The organism is Polyangium jinanense, assembly GCF_028435365.1.
Map to the genome: position 1 here is coordinate 65,278 of NZ_JAGTJJ010000055.1, position 17,958 is coordinate 83,235.

Here is a 17,958-nt window from a genome sequence, read left to right on the forward strand (position 1 = left end):
ATGGCAGGACGCATCGCAGGCAAGGTGGCGCTCGTGACGGGCGCGGGGTCGGGCATCGGGCAGGCGACGGCGGAGCTCTTCGCGGAGGAGGGCGCGCGCGTGGTGGTCACCGATATCGACGTCGCCGCGGCGGAGGCAGCGGCCACGCGCATCGCGACGCGCGGCGGCCAGGCGCTCGCCCTGGAGCTCGACGCGACGGACGAGGCGGATTGGGAGTCGGTGCTCGACCGCGTGCTCGCGGGCTGGGGCCGGATCGATATCCTGGTGAACAACGCGGGCATCGCGTCGAGCGCTCCGCTCGCCGACAGCACGCTCGCCGATTTCCGGCGCGTCATCGCGGTGAACCTCGACAGCGTTTTCCTCGGCACGCAGCGGGGGATCCGGGTGATGCGCGGCGCGGGCGGGGGCAGCATCGTCAACGTGGCGAGCGCGTCGGGCAAAAGAGCGAGCGCGGGCGCGGGCGCGTATTGCGCGAGCAAGGCCGCCGTCGTGATGCTGACGAAGGTGGCGGCGCTCGAAGGCGCGCCGCACCGGGTCCGGGTGAACGCCGTGCTGCCCGCGGGCGTGGAGACGCCGATGTGGGAGAAGCAGCCGTTTTTCCAGGCGCTCGTGAAGGAGCTCGGCGACGTGCGGGAGGCTTATGCGGCGCTCGCGAAGACCTCGCCGTTCGCGCGGTTCGCCACGCCGCGGGAGGTCGCGGCGGCCATTTTGATGTGTGCATCGGACGAGAGCTCGTACGTGACGGGCGCGGAGATCTTGGTCGACGGCGGGTATACGGCCTGATTCAGGGCGCGTTCAGGATCCTGAGCACCCGCACCTTGATCCCTTTCTCGTCTTCGAGCCGCACGCCCACGGCGACCTCGGCCCCGAACGCCCGGATGTCGAGCAGCCGCACGTCCGTCCACAGGTCGGAGAAGAGATTGTAGGTCGACGGCGCGTCGATCGGGAGCGTGAAGAGGGGGTCGACGAGGAGGTTTCCGGGCTCGTATCGCGCGATCACGAGCTCGTTCTTCGTCTTCACGTCCTCCACCACGCCGCCGCAGATGCACATCGACTCGTCGTCGAAGCATTGCTTCTCGTAAACGCGCATGTAATCGAGGTGGCTCACGATCCAGGCGAGCCATACCTTGCCGTCCGCGGTCCGCGTGATCGCGAAGGCACCGTTCTCGATGCCGGTCGCGGTCTCGTGGCAAGGGGCAGGGCATGTCCCGTTTTGCGGATCGTAATCGGTGGTGGCAGGACAAACGTAAGGCGGGACGTTCGTGTCCGGAATCTCGATCTCGTCGGATGCCTGGCCCTCCGGCCACACCACGTGCAGGCCGACGTCGTGCTGGATGACGGCGACGAACGGCTCGACGCTCGCGCCGTTCACGCTCGCCGGGGCCTGGGTCACGCGGTATTTCGTGATCACCGAGGGCACGGAAACGCCGGTCAGGACCTCCGGCGGATCGCCGTACGCGAGATCGTAAAAGGAGCCGTTGGGAACGTACCCGAGCGAGACGGGCGCGCCCGAGGCGTCGATCGTGAATCGACTGCCCTCGCCGACGGTCTGCACGGGCGAAGACGAGAAGCTCCCGTCCACCGTACGCCTCGCGAGCGAGATTCCGCTCGGCGGATCGCTCGCGTACCACACGTACGCGATGCCCGCCGGATCGATCTCGAAATCGTAGACCGGCACGTAACGATCGTCCCTGTCGGCGACCGTCTCTTTCACGAACCCGCTCCCCTCCGGGCGCACGAGCACGAGGCCGTTCGGGTATCCGACGGGCGAGGTGCTCCCGTCGATCGACGTCTCGTCGCCGACGGCATACACCTCGCCGGCCGGCCCCTGCGCGAGCACCATCGCGGTCGCGTCGAGCCGCATCGGGAATTCCTCGAACCGGCTGCCGCCCGACGGCGTGATCTCGAAGAGATAGGTCGCCTCGTGGCTCGACGTGCCGAGGTACGTCCCCGTGGGCCCCGGCGCGACGCGCACGCCGGCCGCGCCGAATTCGCGCTCGGTGCAGCGCACCTCGATGTCCGCCGTGATGGGGCAGCTCCCCGCGGGGCATCCCACGTCGTGCGAGGCCACTTCGAACGAGCACGTGATGGGCTCGCCGCCGGCTCCGCCGCCTCCGCCGGCCCCTCCCCCGCCCGCGCCGGGAGGCTCGTCCGGCCCGCCGCAGCCTGCCGCGACGTGCATGATTCCGACGAACATGGCCCCGACGAACGATCCGCGCAATGCCCTCATGACGCATCCACCTCGCGTGAAAAGGAAGGCGAACACGGCATCAGAATGACAGGCGCCTGTCAAGCCCCGCCGGGCCTAGCGCCCGCCGAGGACCTCGAAGAGCATTTCGAGCATCCGGTACGTCAATCCCCACACGATTCGTTGCTCGACGGCGAATGCCGGCATATCGAGCACGTTTCCTTCGTGATTGTACGAATACCGCGTGGCGTTCTGGCCACGCGCCATCGGGCCGATCGGCGCCCATACCACCTCGGCCACCTCGGCGCTCAGCTGAAACGGCGGCAGATCGGGCTCGTCGAGGGCGAAGACGAACGGCGTGATGGTCATTCCGACGCGCCGGGCCCGGGCCACCGCGGGCACGTCCGCGAGCCGCGCCAGAAAGCGGCCGTGTTGCGCGAGATCGAGCCCGATTTCCTCCTCCGTCTCGCGCAGGGCCGTGTGATAAAGGCTCGGATCCGCCGGCTCCCGTCGCCCGCCCGGGAAGGCCATCTGCCCCGACCACGGATCTCCCTGCCGCTCGGAGCGGCGGATCAAAAGGACCTCGGCCTCATGCCCTTGGGGGTTCGGGGGCGAAGCTCCGCTTGTCGGAGCGGAGCCCCCGAGCGTGGAACGCGGCGCGCGCAGGATCGCCGCGACGGCCGCTTGTCGCTCCGTCGTCGCGGCCTCGGATACGAGATCGAGGACGGTGAGCCGGGCGGCGATGGCGGCGAGATCATACGAGGTCGACACGGCGTTTCTCCCACAAGGGCTAGCGGCGCGCGCGGGAGACGTCAAGGGAAGGGCTTGACGCGTCGAGTCCCCATCGTGGTATCCGGCGACGAAGCGATCATCATGATCGCCGGCTGCCAGCCGCCGGACAGCGCGTGCACCGATTGCCACGATTGCGTGAACCCGACGCCCGCCTGCGGCCCCGGCGGAACGTGCGGCCCGTGCAACACGGACAAGGATTGCTGCCCGCCGCTCGTCTGCACCCCGAACGGGACGTGCGTGCTGCCTCCACCCCAAATAGAACGTTTTTCCTAGCCGCGCGGCGCCTCGCCGAGAATCGCGAGGTTTCGCGGGGTCGCGTCCGCCTCGAACACCTGCGCGACCCGCGCCGTGTACCCTCGCTCTTCGAGCGCCGCCGCGCGGTCCAGCACGACCGCAATCTCCAGCGGACGCGCGAGCATCGCGCGCGGCAGCGTCCAGCGCCGGATCCGGCCGAACTCGATCGCCGCTTCCGCCTCGTGCTCGCGGATCTCCGCCTCCGTCGCCGGCGCGAGCCCCCGGAGCGCGAGCGCCCGCGCCGAAAGCTCCGCGAGCCCCTCGCGCGCCCTCCGCCGGTTGATGCCACGCATCTCCTCGCCCGGCGCGATCGCAACGCCGCGCGCCCTGAGCAGCCGCGCGAGCGCGTGCCTGTTTTTCCGCGCATCGAGCATCTCCGCGAGGCTCGCCTCCACGCCCACGAGCCGCGTCGTCAGGTTCGAAAGCCCGAGCGCCTCGCGCGGGAGTACGAGCCCGGCCTCTCGCGCCGCCGCGGAAAGCGGCTCGCGCGCGGGCCCGTCGATCTTCTGCAGGCAACACGACACGAGCGCCACGTCGCATGGCGCCCTCGATGCTTCGAGCACCAACCGATCGCCGAGCGAGCCGCACGCGTGCAGCCCGACCGCGAGATCGTCGGGCGAAAGCAGGATCGGATCGCGGAGCGCGTCGAGCACGACGAACCTCGCGCGCGAGCCTTGCCCGAGGATCGACGCCGCCTCCACGCGCCGCGGCTCGCGCTCGATCCCCACCGCGTCGCGGTCGAACATCTCCGCCGCGAGGCGCGTGAAATGTCCCCGCCCCGCGCCGATGTCCACGATTCGCCGCGCCCGCTGCGCCATGGGCTCGACCGCGTCGAGCAGCGCTTCGAGCTGCCGCGTCTTGCGCTCCGAAACCGATCGAGGCCGGTCGAGCCGCGTCCCCGGGCTCGCCGCGAGTCGCGCGGGCAGCGCCGAAACCTCGAGCGCCGAGCGCCCGAGCTCCACGAGCGACGCCGGCGCCCCTGTGAGCATCGGCAAGTGCGCCGCGAGCCCCTCGGCCTCGCAGCGGGCGAGCTCGTCGTCGGAGAGCGCGCCGAGGAACGCCGTGAACCCGCGCTCCTCGCAAAAGGCGGGCGGCTCCGCCGAATCCGGCCGCCCGCGCAGGATGTCGAGCGCCGGCACGACGAGCGCGAGCGCCCGCGCGAGGCTCTCCGAGACGAACCGGGTTGCCGCTTCCATGGCCGGCAAAGCGAACGGCCCCACATGCCTTCTGTCAAGCTGTACGTTTCGTGCCTTCGGGCTTCTACTCGCGCCCCTGCGTGGTGTAGGCTGCCGCCGAGCGCCGCATGGCCACCTGTCCTACTTGCCTTGCCACCTACTCGGGCGACGTCGCCACCTGCCCCGTCGACGGCACGTCTCTCGTCCCGGACGACGCGATCCCCGCCGCGGCCCTCCAGCTCGAGCCCGGCCGGATCGTCGGGGAATATCGCATCGAGCGCAAGATCGGCGAGGGCGGGTTCGGCGCGGTGTACGCCGCGGTCCACCCGGTCATCGGCAAGTCCGCGGCGATCAAGGTCCTGAACCCGCAATACTCGCACAACCCGGTGATGGTCTCGCGGTTCGTCGCCGAGGCCCGCGCGGTCAACCAGATCCGCCACCGCGGCATCATCGACATCTTCTCGTTCGGCAAGCTCGAGGACGGGCGGCAGTATTACATCATGGAGCTGCTCGAGGGCGTGACCCTCGAAGGGTACCTCCGCCAGCGCGGCCGCCTCCGCCCCTCCGAGGCATTGCCCATCCTGCGCCAGATCGCCCGCGCCCTCGACGCCGCGCACGCCGCCGGCATCGCCCACCGCGATCTCAAGCCGGAGAACGTCTACCTGGTCTTCGACGAGGACGGCTCGGTTTTCCCCAAGCTCCTCGATTTCGGCATCGCCAAGCTGCTCGGCGAATCGCAGGGCCACAAGACGCGCACAGGCACGCCCATGGGCACGCCGCTCTACATGTCGCCCGAGCAATGCCGCGGCAAGCAGGTCGACCACCGGACGGACATCTATTCGTTCGGCGTGATGACCCACGCCGTGCTCACGGGCGCGCCGCCGTTCATGGGCGACGACGTGATGGACGTGCTCATGCAGCAGGTTCAAACCCCCCCGCCGGCCCTGTCGTCGGTTTGTCCGGACCTTCCGATCGGGCTCGACGCGCCCGTCTTGCGGATGCTCGCGAAGGATCCGACCGAGCGCCCGGCCTCGGTGACGGCCGCGATCGACGCGGTCGTCGAGGCTGCGCGTGCAGCGGGGATCGAGGTGCCCTCCGTCGCCACGCGCTCCAGCGAAAAGCTCCCGCGCCTCGACGTGCCGACGGCCTTGACGCCCGCCCAGCAAGCCGTGTTCGGGCAGGCGACGACGATGATGCAGCCGGAAGCGACGTCGGCGACCACGGGTTCGTCGGGGGATCAGCCGAAGGCGACGCTCCGGTCCACGCCCGACGCCATGCCAAGCCGAAGGTCCAAGGTCCTTTTCGTGACCCTCGGCGCGGGCCTCCTCGTCGCGGGGACCGTCGCGGCGACGCTTCATTTCTCGCGGGGCGGGCCGGACGCCGTCGCTGCGCACCCGCCGCCGCCTCCTCCACCGCCGCCCACGCTCCCCGCGCTCCCTCCGGAGAAAACGGCCGCGCCGGAGCCCACGGTCGTGCCGGACGTGCCGCTCGACATCGAGCTCCGCGTGCAGGCGACTCCGGATAACGTCGAGGTCCACCTCGGCGAACGCAAGCTTGGCGTGGCGCCGGGCCCGTTCAAGATTCCGCGCGGCGATGCGCCGGTCGAGCTCACGTTCTCGGCGAAGGGACATCAATCGAAAACGGTCTCCATCGAGCCCAACCACAACATCCTGATCCCGATCACGCTGGAGAAGGAGAAGGCGACCTCCCAGCCGCGACCGGGCGGGACGGCGAAGACGGTGAAGAATCGTGGGGAACTCGAGTATTAGCTTCCGGCGGCGCGCGGCGCTGCTCGGCCTCGCCGCGTTCCTCGGGGCCGTGGCGGTGGCGAGCTGCGAGAGCCTCGAAAACGTCGACAAGAACGAATGCGGCAACCGCGTCCTCGAACCGGGCGAGGATTGCGACGGAAACCTCGTCCCCGGCGAGGAGGCGGTCAACGATCTCACGACCGTGCCCCCGAACCTCTGCGGCGCCACCTGCCGCTACGTCTGCAACCTCGCCGATGATCCGAACGTGGTGTGTCCGGCCGATTTCGGCTGCGGGATCGACGGCACGTGCCGCAAGCCCGGCGGGCTCTCCACGCCGCCGCTCTCGATCGGGGGCGGCGGCGTGCGGCGCTTCCTCTCCGGCGACTTCGACGGCGACGGCCGGCAGGATGCCGTGGCGCTCGGCGACAATTCGCTCGATATTATGTTTTTCGGGACGAACGGCCTCATCGATCGCTCGATCAACGTGCCGAACGAGCGCCGTTTGCCCGGGGTGGGCGACATCGACGGGGACGGCACCTCAGATCTCGTCCTGAACCTCGGCGACGCGCTCGGCGTCCTTTCGGGGCAGGACAACCGCACGCTAAAGCCGTGGAGTTACCATTCGGGGGAACTGGAGGGCGGCGCCACGCGGCTCGTCCCCCTCGGCTGGCTCAACGACGAAAACACGCTGCTCGCGTTCATCACGAAGGAGGGACAAACCCATCTCGAAACGATCACCGTCAACGGCAACGCCGAGCCCGTCCACAAGAAGGTGGGCGGAATGCAGGAGCTGGTTTTGCCGGGGACGCTGGTCGGCGCGGTCGCCGTGTCCGAAAACACGAAGAGCGACTCGAAATGCCCGGTCGTCGCCTTCGAGCTCGCATCGACGCCCTCGCAAGTAGTCATCCTCTCCTGCGGCGAATCCGGCAAACTCGCGGAGGATCCGAAGCATACCATGATGCCGCTGCCCCTCGGCGGCGCGGCCTGGGCCGGAGCATTCTTCGCGGACGCGAACAACAACGGCGACGACGACCTGCTCGTCGGGGCCGCGGAGCGTCTCCACTTCCTCGCGAACGACGGCACGGGCAAGTTCATGGAGGCCGTGAACCCGCAGGTAGGGAGCCCCCCTTCGCCGCTCGTCGTCGAGCCGGGCACTTGCGGAGGCCGCGTCCTCGCCGGGCCGCCGCTCGCGGTCGGTGACCTCGACGGCAATCGAGCGCTCGACATCGTCGACGCGCGCGGCGTGCTCTACAATCCGTACTATAAAGAAGAAGCGATCAAGAAGAGCTGCATCTCTCCGTCCAGCGTGAGCTGGGCACACGCCATCATCGGCGATTTCAATGGCAACGGGCTCCCGGACGTCCTCGCGTCGCGCTCGACGCAGACCCTCCTCGACGTGTGGAGCAGCGTCCCAGGGGGCGAGCTCAATACGTTCACCGTTCCGGTCGAAGAGCTCGTCGGCGAACTCGCCCTCGGCGATTTCGACGGTGACTCCGTGGACGACGCCGTGCTCCTGTATGCTCCGCCGCCTTCGCCTGGCAACGAAATGATGACGACTCCGAACGAGCTCATCGTGCTCTTCGGCCGCCCGCTCGCCGCGCCCGAGGCGCCCTTCTCCCTCGGTTTTTATCGGAACCTCGAGCACATCGCCACGGGCCGCGTGAAAGGGACGAACGCCATCGGTGCCCCCGATCTCCTCGACGATCTCGTGGTCCTCTCCGCCGCCGCCGGGGACTCGGGAGAGGCGCAAGGCATGCCGAAGCCTTTCACGATCATCGAGGGCAACGTCGGGCGACGGCTCCTCGCTCCGCTGACCATCAAGGGCACGTCGGCGGGCGCGCCCGAGGGCACGATGCCGGTCACGGCCGATGCGCCGACGCAGATCGTCGTGTCCCACTTCGGCGTCGAAGCCTGCAATATGCAAGGGGGCCCGGGAGGATCCGCGCAGGGGACCCGGGCGACCATCGCGGCCGCGACAGAGAGCGCGGTCTGGCTTGCAGGGTGTCGTCAAGACGGCTCGTCCCTGCGGGTCCTTGAAGGTCTGGATACGGGGAAGAGCAGCATGCTGCTCACACCGGTGAATTACAGCCAGAATCGCGACGCGCTCGGGGTCTTCCTCAAGGCTGAGACCGGGGGTCGTGGCCTCTGGGTCGCCGATTACGACCCGAAGACGGGTTTCGAGGCCTCTCCCAAGCTCGATGACATCTCGAGCGTGCTCGAGGACCTCGTCCTGCCAAACCCCGATCCGTTCGACGCGCCGGCGGTCGTCGTCGATGTCGACGGCAATGGGCGGAGCGACGTCGCCCTCCTGGTGAACACGGTGAGCCCGATGAACGCGGCGCGGCCCCGGAGCGCGGTCGCCATCTACTGGAACGACGGCACGGGCACGGAGACGCTCGACGGAAAGCGGCCACCGACGGTCATCGAGATCCCCCAGAAGCTCCTCGAAGAGCCCGACACGTCCACGGAGAACAATAGCTCCAGCGACGACCTCATCCAGGGGATCGCCGATATCGCATTTTTGAACATCGACGGGGACGCGGCCCGGGAGCTCGTCCTTCTCACGCAGCGAGGGCTCTACGTGCTCGACCTGGGCACGGCTCAGGACGGGAAACGCGCGTTCAAGCTCCCGGAGGACGACAATCCGTTCGCCCGACTCCCGGGCGGCCAGGCGCTGCTCGCGATTGACGCGAACAGCGACGGCGTCGATGATCTGCTCGTCGCCGAGGGCCCCAGGCTCCTCCTCTTCCTCGGCAAGGAGGCGGCCCGATGAGGCGTTTTTTCGCGGCGCTCGTGATGCTCGCCCTTTCGACGGGCGCGGGACTCTCGCTCGCGGGCCCTTCGGACGTCGATTCCCCCGAGGCGCGCGCCTACTTCGAGACCGGCGCCCGCGAGTACGAGAAGGGCAATTACGCGAACGCCGTCCGCGCCTTCGAGCAGGCATACGCGCTCACGACGCGCCCCGGCCTGCTCTTTTCGATCGCGCAGGCCTACCGCAAACAATACGGCAACGATGGCAAGCCGCAGAACCTGCGGCAGGCCGTGGATTATTATCGCCGGTACCTGGCCACGGACACGACGGGCAAGCGGCGCGGCGAGGCGGACGCGGCCATCAAGGACATCGAGGCGATCCTCTCGCGCTTGCCTCCCGAGATACAGAGCACGCCGACGCACGAGGAGGCGCCCTCGACCCAGATCTCCATCACCACGCAGGTCGAGGACGCGACGATTTCGATCGACGGCGGTCCGCCGCGCGCGCTCGAGGCGATCGACGTCACGCCGGGCAAACACAAGGTATTGGTGCAGGCGCCCGGGTATTTCCCCGAGGAGCGCGAGGTGCCGGCCAAGCAAGGCCAGATGACGGCGCTCGACGTGCCCTTGCGCGAAATGCCGGCGTTCGTGTCGATCACGGGCCCGGCAGGCGCGTCGGTCACGGTGGACGGTTTGCCCAAGGGCGCCTTGCCGCTCCAGTCGCCGCTCCAGATCGAGGCAGGCGTCCGGACGCTCAGCGTGAGCCTGAACGGCTTCAACACGTTCACCACGGAGCTCGATCTCGGCCGAGGAAAGTCGGAGGACGTGAAGGCCGCGCTCGATCGCACGCGGCAAAGAATCACCTCGTTCGTCCTCATCGGCGCGGCGGCGACGTGTGTCGCCGGCGGCGGCGTCATGGCGTTCTTCGCGGGGGCAGCCGGCGACAATGCGAAGGAGATCAACGACCGGCGCCTCGCAGGCACGATCAGCGAGGCCGAGCTCGACGAGTACCTCGAGTCTCGGGAAACGCAGACGGCACTTCGCAACGGCGCGACCGTGGCGCTCAACGTGGCCGCGGGCATGGGGGCCCTCGCGTTCTTGCTGTATTACTTCGACGAACCCCGGCTCGCGCCCCCGCGCAAGAAGGACGATAAGAAGCCCAAAGGCCCGGATCCCTCGCGCCTGCGCGAGATCGCGGTCGTGCCGGCGGTCGGCCCCGGCGTTGTCGGCCTCTCCTTCGGCGCCCGGTTCTGATTCGCCCGCCTACCGCCGCTTGCGACGCATCGCCGCCGCAAAGACGAGCGCCCCGATCACCGCGCCCATTCCTCCGAGACCCCGTGCCGATCCAGGCGCCGCGCTGCAGCCTCCGGCCTCGTCCGTCGTTCCGTCGACGCCGAGGTCGGGCATCGAGCCGGGCGGCTGGCTGCATTGCGTATAGTCGAGCTTGCAATCCGCCGTGCAGGCGAGCGGCCCTTCGCCCGCCCCTGCTTCCGCGCAATCGCTCACCAAAAATAGCTCGCCGTCGCATGCCTCGCCGGCTTCGAGCTTGCCACTGCCGCAGACGGGCGGCGGGTGGCTGTCTATGTTTCCGGGGTTGTACACGAAGCCCTTCGGATCCGGGTCGCCCTTCGTCCAGGTGCAATCGGGGTCGCCGAGCTCCTGCCCGTTCGTCCAGCCATCCTGATCCGAATCGAGCGGGCAGAGCGGCCCCCAGTTCACGTTTTGCTCTTGCACCGGCACGTCGCCCACGAGCTGCAAGCGCGCATCGCCGCCAAAATCCGTATTGTAACTGGCCTTCGTGTCACCGTGGCAGTTCAAGCAGCCGTATTTGGTGCCGTTCGGGATGTCGTTCACCCGAAATGGACGCGCGGAGGCGGTCGTGACGAAGGTGAGCGAGGCGAGGCCGAGGAGGAGACCCGAAGATCGCAAGGAGGACGTCATTCGCCGAGCGTAAAAACGGCTGGCCGGAGGCGTCAAGGCAAGCCGCCGCGCCGCGCCGGGGCGCTGCCCCGGACCCCGCGGGGGCTGTTCGCCCCTCGACCCGAACCAGGGCAAGCCCTGGACTCGGGGTGGAAGAACTGCGCGGTGCGCAGTTCTTCCAACAGGTCGGTGGCAAGACCAGGAAGGTGCGTTTCACGCTGGCGGGCACGTTGCCAGTTGAATCCTCAGCGCTGCGTCTCGATGGGCAGGGTCGTCGTTGGTCTTGACCTGGCCTGTTCGATGAACTGCGCATCGCGCAGTTCATCGACCCCGGGTCCAGCGCTTGCGCTGGTCCAGGTCCAGGGGCGGATAGCCCCGGTGGGGTCTGGGGCAAAGCCCCAGCGCAGCGCCTCCCACAATGCTCAGCGCGAGGGCCGCCAGGAACGTGGTATAGGTACGCCCCATGGTTCCCTGCCCTCGCCGCCCGGGTCTCGCGCGCTCGTCGGTCGCCGCCGCCGTCCTCGCCGCGGCCTGCGTCACGCTCGGCCTTCCCCTCGCCTGCACCCCGACCGAACCGCGGACGGGGCAATGGCAGCCGACCGAAGGAACCTTCGACGATCCGCGGCCCGAGAACACGACGAAGACCACGTCGGAGCCCACGACGAAGCCGACGGCGAACAAGCCTCCGCCGCCTCCGCCGCCTCCGCCGCCGCCTCCGCCTCCGCCGCCACCTCCGCCCCCGCCTCCGCCGCCTCCGCCGACCGCGACCATTGGCGTCACCGGTCCGAACTGCGTCATCAAAGGCACGTCCCCGCTCGCGAAGGGCACCTTGCTTTACGACGCCCCCGTGGGCGGTCGGGTCATTGCGAGCTTCCAGGGCGGCTATGTCCCGATGTCGATGAGCGAGATCCCGCCGGATCCGGCCATTCAGCGCTCGAAGATCACCACACGCGCGAGCGAGCCTTCCTTCCGGCTCGAAGGGTACGTCGCGACGACCTCGATCCCGGTCTGGAGCGGACGCGATATTCCGATCGTCTCGGGCAACGTGTGGATCGCGACCGCGCAGAAGCTCAAGATCACCGGGGCGAAGCTTGGGTTCGTCACGGTCGAGATGCCCATTTTCGGCACGAATGGCCAAAACGCGACTGTCAGCGCGCCCTGCGACGCCCTCGCCTTGCAGCGCGGCACGCCCGTGCCCGTGGAGGTGCCCGGCAATGGCCGCGGCTTCCTCGCGAAGGCCCAGGACGTCGACATCCTCGACGGCCCCGCGGGCAACGTCGTCTACACGCTCCGCATGAACGTCGCCGATGTGAAGCTGTTCTGGAGCACCGAGCAGAGCGGATCGTTCGTCCACGGAAAGCTCCGCACCGATCTCGCCATCGACGGGTGGATGCGCTGGTCCGATCTCACGGCCCTACCGAAGGGCGAGATGATGGATCAATACATTCCCCCCGAGACGAGCGTCGCGGGCGCGCAGCTCGTCATGGATCCGCCGCCGCGCGTCGCCCGCGCCGGCAAGGACATCCCGATCCGGTTCCGGCGCGATGAAAAAGAGCGGCCGATCGGCGTGATCGAGGCCGGCGCCGAGCTCCTCGTGCTCGAGACCATCGCGGGCTGGACGAACGTGCTCCCGAAATCGGTGTTTGCCCTGCCCGACGACGCCGGCGGCTTCTGGATCCCCGCCAGCGAGACGCCTCGCTGATCACTCCGTCACGACGTCCACGGTCGCCCCCGCCTCCTCCAGCAAGGTTCGATACCACCTCGCGGCCTCTCGCGCGCGGCCCGGGAGCGCGCGCGTGCCCCAGAGGACGCTCATCGTGTGCCGCGTCCCGGCGTGGGTCTTCGTGCGTTGCGCGTCCTTCACGCCGTTCGCCGACGCGCCTTCCGCGTCGAAGAGGCAAAGCAGCCCGCCGAGATCGATCTCCTGCCCCGAGGCATTGAAGACGTATTTCTCGCCCGGCTTCGCGATTCCGATCCGCAGCGGCGGCGTCGCGCGGTCGAGGTCGATCACGCTGATGGGCAGGCCGCTGTGCAACGAGACCGCGTTGCACGTGTCGACGGCCGCGTTGATCGAGCCGAGCGCGCCCTCGGTCACCGCGCGGACGAGGTACTCGGACGAAGGCTTGCCCCGGCCCGTCGGCTTGTATCCGCCGTGCCGCAAGAGATCGCGCACCGCCGAACGAACCGCCTCGTCGGCCGAGAGCGGCGCCGCCGCGCCCGGCGTGAGCAGCGCGCGGACGCTCGCGGGGGCTTCGATTTCGCCGAGCGGCGCGGGAAACGTGGTCGTGAAGGCGGCGGCCTCGAGCAACGGGTGGGGATCGATCGTCAGCATGGGAGGCGCATCCTAGCCCGGCGCGGGCCGCTTGACACGAGGGGGCCACCGCGTGCCTCATGGCCCCGGAAAACGACCGAGGAGGCACGATGAGGATCCCCGCGAAGGGTCTCGGAAGGGACGAGCTGTTCGGAAAACTCACCGCGTTCCGCGCCCACGACATGCCCTGGCGCGACGGACGCACCTTCGCGTACGTCTACGATGCCGGGCCCGAAGCCGAGGCCGTCATTCACCGCGCGTACACCATGTACCTCGGGGAAAACGCGCTCGATCCCACGGTCTTTCCGAGCACGCTCGTCCTCGAAAACGACGTCGTCTCCATGGCCGTGGCGCACCTCGGCGGCGACGACGAGGTCGCGGGCTCGTTCACGAGCGGCGGCACCGAGAGCATCCTCCTCGCGGTGAAGACGGCGCGCGATTACGCCCGCGAGGCGCGCGGCATCCGCGAGCCCGAGATCATCGTACCCGAGACGGCGCACGCCGCGTTTCACAAGGCCGCCCATTACCTCGACGTGAAGCTCGTCAGCGTGCCCGTCGATCGCGCGACGTTCAAGGCCGACGTCGCGGCCATGCGCGAGGCCGTCGGGCCGAGCACGATCCTGCTCGTCGGATCGGCCGTCTCGTACGCGCACGGCGTGGTCGATCCGATCCGCGAGCTCGGCGCGCTCGCGCTCGAAAAAAACCTTCTCCTCCACGTCGACGCGTGCATCGGCGGGTTTCTCTTGCCGTACTTCCGGCGGCTCGGCGCGCCCGTCCCGGATTTCGACTTCCAGGTCCCGGGCGTCACCAGCATCTCGATGGACTTCCACAAATACGCCTACGCCGCGAAAGGCGCGTCCGTGATCCTCCACAAGACGAAGGATCTGCGGCGCCATCAGTTTTATGCCTGCGCGGGCTGGTCGGGCTACACGGTGATCAACTCGACCGTGCAGAGCACGAAATCGGCCGGGCCACTCGCCGCCTGCTGGGCCGTGCTCCATCACTTCGGCGACGAGGGGTACCTCGAGATCGCGCGGAACATGCTGGCCGCGACACGCAAGATCGTGGACGGGATCGAGGCGATCTTGGGCCTCCGGCTCCTCGCGCGGCCCGAGATGAACCTCGTCGCGTTCACGTCCGACGAGGTCAGCGTCTTTCACGTCATCGACGAGATGAAGGCCCGCGGCTGGTTCGTCCAGCCGCAACTCGGCTTTGGTTCGTCGAAAGAGAACATTCACCTCTCGCTCAACCCGAAGGCGCTCGGGCTCGCGGACGAGCTGCTCCGCGATCTGCGCGAATGCGTGACGATCGCCCGGACGCTGCCGCCGCCCGGGGGCGATCTCTCGGCGCTCCGCGGCGCGCTCGCCTCGCTCGACCTCACGAAGCTCGACCCGGCGATGCTCGGCGGCATCCTGCGCGAGGCGATGGCGGCCACCGGCATCGCGGGCGCGAGTCTGCCCGATCGCATGGCCGCCGTGAGCGAGGTCCTGAACCACCTGCCGCCCCCGCTGCGCGAGCGGCTGCTCGTCGAATACATGAACGGCCTCTTCCAGACCCGCGTGGACGGACCCTGATTCCGCCCCGCGGCTGGAAATCTCGAACATCGATCCGCCCGTGAGACCCGTCGTTCCCCGATTGCGACGAGCGAGCGTCTCCCCCACGAAGCGAGCATGCAGAAGATGCTCCGCCGCCTCGGGCTCCTCGCATGGCTCTCCCTCGCCGCCACGGGGTGCGGCCGGGACGAACAGGCGCTCGCCGCGATTCACCCCCTCGCCACGCAGAGGCGCCTCGCGCTCCCGGTCGAGGTGTACACGCTGAACATCGCCGACGATCTGCCCGGGTTCGCCGTGCCCGGCCCGAACGGAGCAAATCCGAAGATGCTCTTCTTGCACGGGATGTGCTCGGCCGGCGTCGGGGACGTGCAAGCCTTCCAGTTCGCGGCGAGCGAGCACGGCGGCATCCTCGCGGTCCGCGGCGACACGCCCTGCAACGGCGCGGGTATCCTGCGCAAACATTCGTTCGACCTCGACAAACTCGACGCCCGCATCCGGGCCGCCTTCGCGGTGAGCGGCGGCGTGGCGGACGACCTCGTGCTGGTCGGCCACTCGCAGGGCGCGTTCCTCGGCGAGCGGCTCGCGGAGCAATGGCCGCAGCGGTATTCGCGGCTCATCTTGATCGGCGCGCCCACGGAGCCCTCGGCGGCGCGACTCCGGCACGTGCGCGGCGCGGTCATGGTAAGTGGAGAGTTCGATGTGACGACGCGCATGAAGCAGGCCGCCGCGGAGCTCCAGGCCGCCGGGATTCCTTCGACGTACCTCGAAATGCCGGGCGCCAAACACGGGCAGATGGGCGACGCCGAGCGGGTCTTCGGCGAGGCGTTCGCCTGGCTCGAAAAGAACGCGCTGCCTCGCAGGCCCTAGGCGTAGATGAAACGGCGGGATCCGGGGTATCCTCGGGCCATGGCCTCGAAGAACCTGCTCGCCTTCGTGCTCGCCGCGTCCGGCGCTCTCCTCGCCCCCGCATGTTACCTGACCTCGTCGTTCGACGGCTTGACCGGCGCTCCGGGCGGGGAGGCGGCGAGCACGTCGAGCGCCAGCAGCGGCATGGGCGGCGCCGGGGGCACGAGCGGCGAGGGCGGCGTCGGGGGCACGGGCGGCGTCGGGGGCACGGGCGGCGGCGTCCACGCACCGGCGACGGGGATCCTCGACGACTTCGACCGCGCCGACGGGGACCCCGGGCCGCCGTGGAAACTCATGTCCTCCGGCACGTACACGATTTACGGCGAGCGACTCCTCACGCATGGCGACAATCCAGACGCGGCGATCTGGGATCAGGTGTTCGGCGCCCGCCAGGAAGCCTACGTCACGATCGAGTCGATGGATGGAACCGAGACGGAGATCGAGCTCGTCCTGCGGAACCAGGGGCACCCGAGCGAGTGCGAGTCGGTCGTGGTGAGCTGGAACCGCTTCGATGGGGAACCCGTCATCCACGTCGCGTATTGCGTCGGCGGTGAGTGGACCATGGTCGGCCAGAAGGTCCCGTGCGCGCTCGTGGAAGGCGACACGATATGGGCGCGCGGCTACGAGGACGGCCGCATCGAGGCGTACGTGAACGGTAAGCTCTTCGGGACGTGGGACGCCTCGAACGCGCCGATGGGGACCTCCGGCGGCCGGATCGGCGTATTCACCTATGGCATCCCGGACGAGGTCCGCTTCGAGGATTTCGGCGGCGGCTCGTTCTGAGGCTTTTCAAAACGTTCCGACGAGCATCGCCGCGCCCCCGCCCGGGAGGGGCGCGACGACCGGCCGGACGACCGGCCCGCGAGCGGTCGCCGTCGGCTTCTTTTCGCCGCCGCTCGTGAAAAACAGCGCGGTCGCGACGCCCAGCGAGACGATACCCACGCCGAGCGACACGTCCGCGAGGATCAGCTTCGTCTTCACGGCGTCGACGTCCGTCTCGGCGCAGCTCTGCGTGCGGCCACAACCGTCGTGGAGCCCCGCGAGATCGGACTTCCCCGTGATGCCGAGATAAGCGAACGCCCCGAGCGACACGACCCCGAGCCCGCCGAGCACGTACGAGGCCACGCGTTTCCCGGACGGGCCCGCGTCCGGCGCCGCGGGTTTGTCAGGGTGCGCATCCGGAGGTGTTTTCGCGGCCCCCTCCAGATCCACCGTGATCACGCGATTTTTTTCGCCGACACGGATGACGACCTGCCGCTCGACCGGCGCGGCGTTCGGCGCGACGAACCTGAGCGTGTGGGGCCCCGGGTTCACCGCAATCGGCTGACCGTCGAGCGTCTTCGTGAGGACGGCGCCGTCGAGCGTCACCTCGGCCGCGACGATGTCGTTGCCCTGCGCGTCACGCAGGCCGGGGACGATCGTCGGCAGGCTCGCCTCGACGCGCGGGAGCATGGTGGCGCATTCGTCGCGCACGACAGCCGGGCAAGCCGCGTCGCTGCACGAGACGAACTTTCCACGCGCCTCGACGAGGCGGCCGGCTGTTTCGAGCTCCTGCCCCTCCTCGAACGCGGCCGCGCACTGCGCCTTGCGCGCCGGATCGGGCGGGGCCGCCTCGGCATGCGCGCCTCCGAACGCCGCGATCGCGGCAAGGGCGGCAAGGACGAACCGCGAGGCAGCGGGGGACGTCGGCATGGCTGGGAAGGTACCAGAGCCCGGGACCGGGCGACAGTTCTGCGCGTCTGTTGCGACGGCTGCCGCGGAGCGGGCCCGCGAGCGCGCTCTCCGTCTGCGTCCTGAGCATTGGTCTCATCTTGGGATGCGCTGCGCTGGGGCTTTGCCCCAGGCCCCACCGGGGCTGTCCGCCCCTGGACCCGGACCAGCGCAAGCGCTGGACCCGGGGTCGATGAACTGCGCGATGCGCAGTTCATCGAACAGGCCAGGTCAAGACCAACGACGACCCTGCCCATCGAGACGCAGCGCTGAGGATTCAACTGGCAACGTGCCCGCTGCCAGCGTGAAACGCACCTTCCTGGTCTTGCCACCGACCTGTTGGAAGAACTGCGCACCGCGCAGTTCTTCCACAAATGGTCCAGGGCTTGCCCTGGTTCTGAGCATTGGTCCCATCTCCGATCGGTACATTCCCCCCCTCTGACGACATTTACCGAGTGAGATGTTGGATGCAGGGGCGGCCTCGTCGGCGGAAGCGTGGGCGGAGGAGGAGTTCGGGCATGCGGACCTTGGAGACAAGCGCCGGACCCGGCGACTGACGCGCATGGCCGCGCAGGCGGCGCTGTTTCCCTCGGGGAAGGTGAGTGAGGTT

16 protein-coding genes are annotated in these 17,958 nt (G+C 69.0%); 10 read left to right on the top strand and 6 right to left on the bottom strand.

The window, feature by feature from the left end:
• The gene (locus KEG57_RS44575; protein WP_272424732.1) at positions 1-783 is read left to right on the top strand and encodes an SDR family NAD(P)-dependent oxidoreductase; all 783 of its coding nucleotides are present in this window, start codon (positions 1-3) and stop codon (positions 781-783) included.
• 1 nt (position 784) lies between these two features.
• On the opposite strand, the gene KEG57_RS44580 is transcribed toward KEG57_RS44575, so the two are convergent.
• Both KEG57_RS44580 and KEG57_RS44585 read right to left on the bottom strand, forming a co-directional pair.
• Positions 785-2,230 carry a hypothetical protein gene (locus KEG57_RS44580; RefSeq protein ID WP_272424731.1) on the bottom strand — a complete coding sequence of 482 codons (1,446 nt, stop codon included), beginning with the start codon at positions 2,228-2,230 and terminating at the stop codon, positions 785-787.
• A gap of 75 nt (positions 2,231-2,305) precedes the next feature.
• On the bottom strand, positions 2,306-2,959 hold the full coding sequence (locus tag KEG57_RS44585) for an NUDIX hydrolase (RefSeq protein ID WP_272424729.1): 654 nt from the start codon (positions 2,957-2,959) through the stop codon (positions 2,306-2,308).
• 54 nt (positions 2,960-3,013) lie between these two features.
• Here KEG57_RS44585 and KEG57_RS44590 point away from each other — a divergent pair, with 54 nt between their 5' ends.
• Positions 3,014-3,253: a hypothetical protein gene (locus KEG57_RS44590; RefSeq protein WP_272424728.1), complete on the top strand. Its 240-nt coding sequence runs from the start codon at positions 3,014-3,016 to the stop codon at positions 3,251-3,253.
• Here KEG57_RS44590 and KEG57_RS44595 read toward each other — a convergent pair.
• A complete protein-coding gene (locus KEG57_RS44595) occupies positions 3,250-4,470 on the bottom strand; it encodes a methyltransferase (RefSeq protein ID WP_272459643.1) in 1,221 nt (406 codons plus the stop codon). The genes KEG57_RS44590 and KEG57_RS44595 overlap by 4 nt on opposite strands.
• A 107-nt stretch (positions 4,471-4,577) precedes the next feature.
• Between KEG57_RS44595 and KEG57_RS44600 the strand changes: the two genes are divergently transcribed.
• Genes KEG57_RS44600 through KEG57_RS44610 form a run of 3 tightly spaced genes read left to right on the top strand, consistent with a single transcriptional unit; the run spans position 4,578 to position 10,202 of the window.
• The gene (locus KEG57_RS44600) at positions 4,578-6,218 is read left to right on the top strand and encodes a serine/threonine protein kinase (RefSeq protein ID WP_272459644.1); all 1,641 of its coding nucleotides are present in this window, start codon (positions 4,578-4,580) and stop codon (positions 6,216-6,218) included.
• Positions 6,199-8,970, top strand: coding sequence for an FG-GAP repeat domain-containing protein (locus tag KEG57_RS44605; RefSeq protein WP_272459645.1), 2,772 nt, complete (start codon positions 6,199-6,201; stop codon positions 8,968-8,970). Before KEG57_RS44600 ends, KEG57_RS44605 begins: the two co-directional genes overlap by 20 nt.
• Positions 8,967-10,202 (top strand): PEGA domain-containing protein, encoded by a 1,236-nt coding sequence (locus tag KEG57_RS44610; protein WP_272459646.1) that lies wholly within the window; start codon positions 8,967-8,969, stop codon positions 10,200-10,202. Before KEG57_RS44605 ends, KEG57_RS44610 begins: the two co-directional genes overlap by 4 nt.
• A gap of 9 nt (positions 10,203-10,211) precedes the next feature.
• On the opposite strand, the gene KEG57_RS44615 is transcribed toward KEG57_RS44610, so the two are convergent.
• A complete protein-coding gene (locus KEG57_RS44615) occupies positions 10,212-10,889 on the bottom strand; it encodes a hypothetical protein (protein WP_272459647.1) in 678 nt (225 codons plus the stop codon).
• A 442-nt stretch (positions 10,890-11,331) separates the two neighbouring features.
• On the opposite strand from KEG57_RS44615, the gene KEG57_RS44620 reads away from it, so the two are divergent.
• Positions 11,332-12,570 (top strand): hypothetical protein, encoded by a 1,239-nt coding sequence (locus KEG57_RS44620; protein WP_272459648.1) that lies wholly within the window; start codon positions 11,332-11,334, stop codon positions 12,568-12,570.
• On the opposite strand, the gene KEG57_RS44625 is transcribed toward KEG57_RS44620, so the two are convergent.
• Positions 12,571-13,200: a phenylalanine--tRNA ligase beta subunit-related protein gene (locus KEG57_RS44625; protein WP_272459649.1), complete on the bottom strand. Its 630-nt coding sequence runs from the start codon at positions 13,198-13,200 to the stop codon at positions 12,571-12,573.
• Between the two features lie 89 nt (positions 13,201-13,289).
• On the opposite strand from KEG57_RS44625, the gene KEG57_RS44630 reads away from it, so the two are divergent.
• The 3 genes from KEG57_RS44630 (at position 13,290) to KEG57_RS44640 (ending at position 16,421) form a co-directional block, all read left to right on the top strand.
• The gene (locus KEG57_RS44630; RefSeq protein WP_272459650.1) at positions 13,290-14,753 is read left to right on the top strand and encodes a pyridoxal phosphate-dependent decarboxylase family protein; all 1,464 of its coding nucleotides are present in this window, start codon (positions 13,290-13,292) and stop codon (positions 14,751-14,753) included.
• Positions 14,754-14,849: 96 nt separating this feature from the next.
• The gene (locus KEG57_RS44635; RefSeq protein WP_272459651.1) at positions 14,850-15,599 is read left to right on the top strand and encodes an alpha/beta hydrolase; all 750 of its coding nucleotides are present in this window, start codon (positions 14,850-14,852) and stop codon (positions 15,597-15,599) included.
• Positions 15,600-15,638: 39 nt separating this feature from the next.
• Positions 15,639-16,421, top strand: a complete 783-nt coding sequence (locus KEG57_RS44640) for a hypothetical protein (protein ID WP_272459652.1) — start codon at positions 15,639-15,641, stop codon at positions 16,419-16,421.
• A 6-nt stretch (positions 16,422-16,427) separates the two neighbouring features.
• Here the strand turns inward: KEG57_RS44640 and KEG57_RS44645 are convergent, their stop codons facing one another.
• Positions 16,428-17,330, bottom strand: a complete 903-nt coding sequence (locus tag KEG57_RS44645) for a hypothetical protein (protein WP_272459653.1) — start codon at positions 17,328-17,330, stop codon at positions 16,428-16,430.
• 478 nt (positions 17,331-17,808) lie between these two features.
• On the opposite strand from KEG57_RS44645, the gene KEG57_RS56305 reads away from it, so the two are divergent.
• Positions 17,809-17,958 (top strand): IS4/Tn5 family transposase DNA-binding protein (locus KEG57_RS56305; protein ID WP_372518248.1); only part of this gene is annotated, 150 nt, incomplete at its 3' end.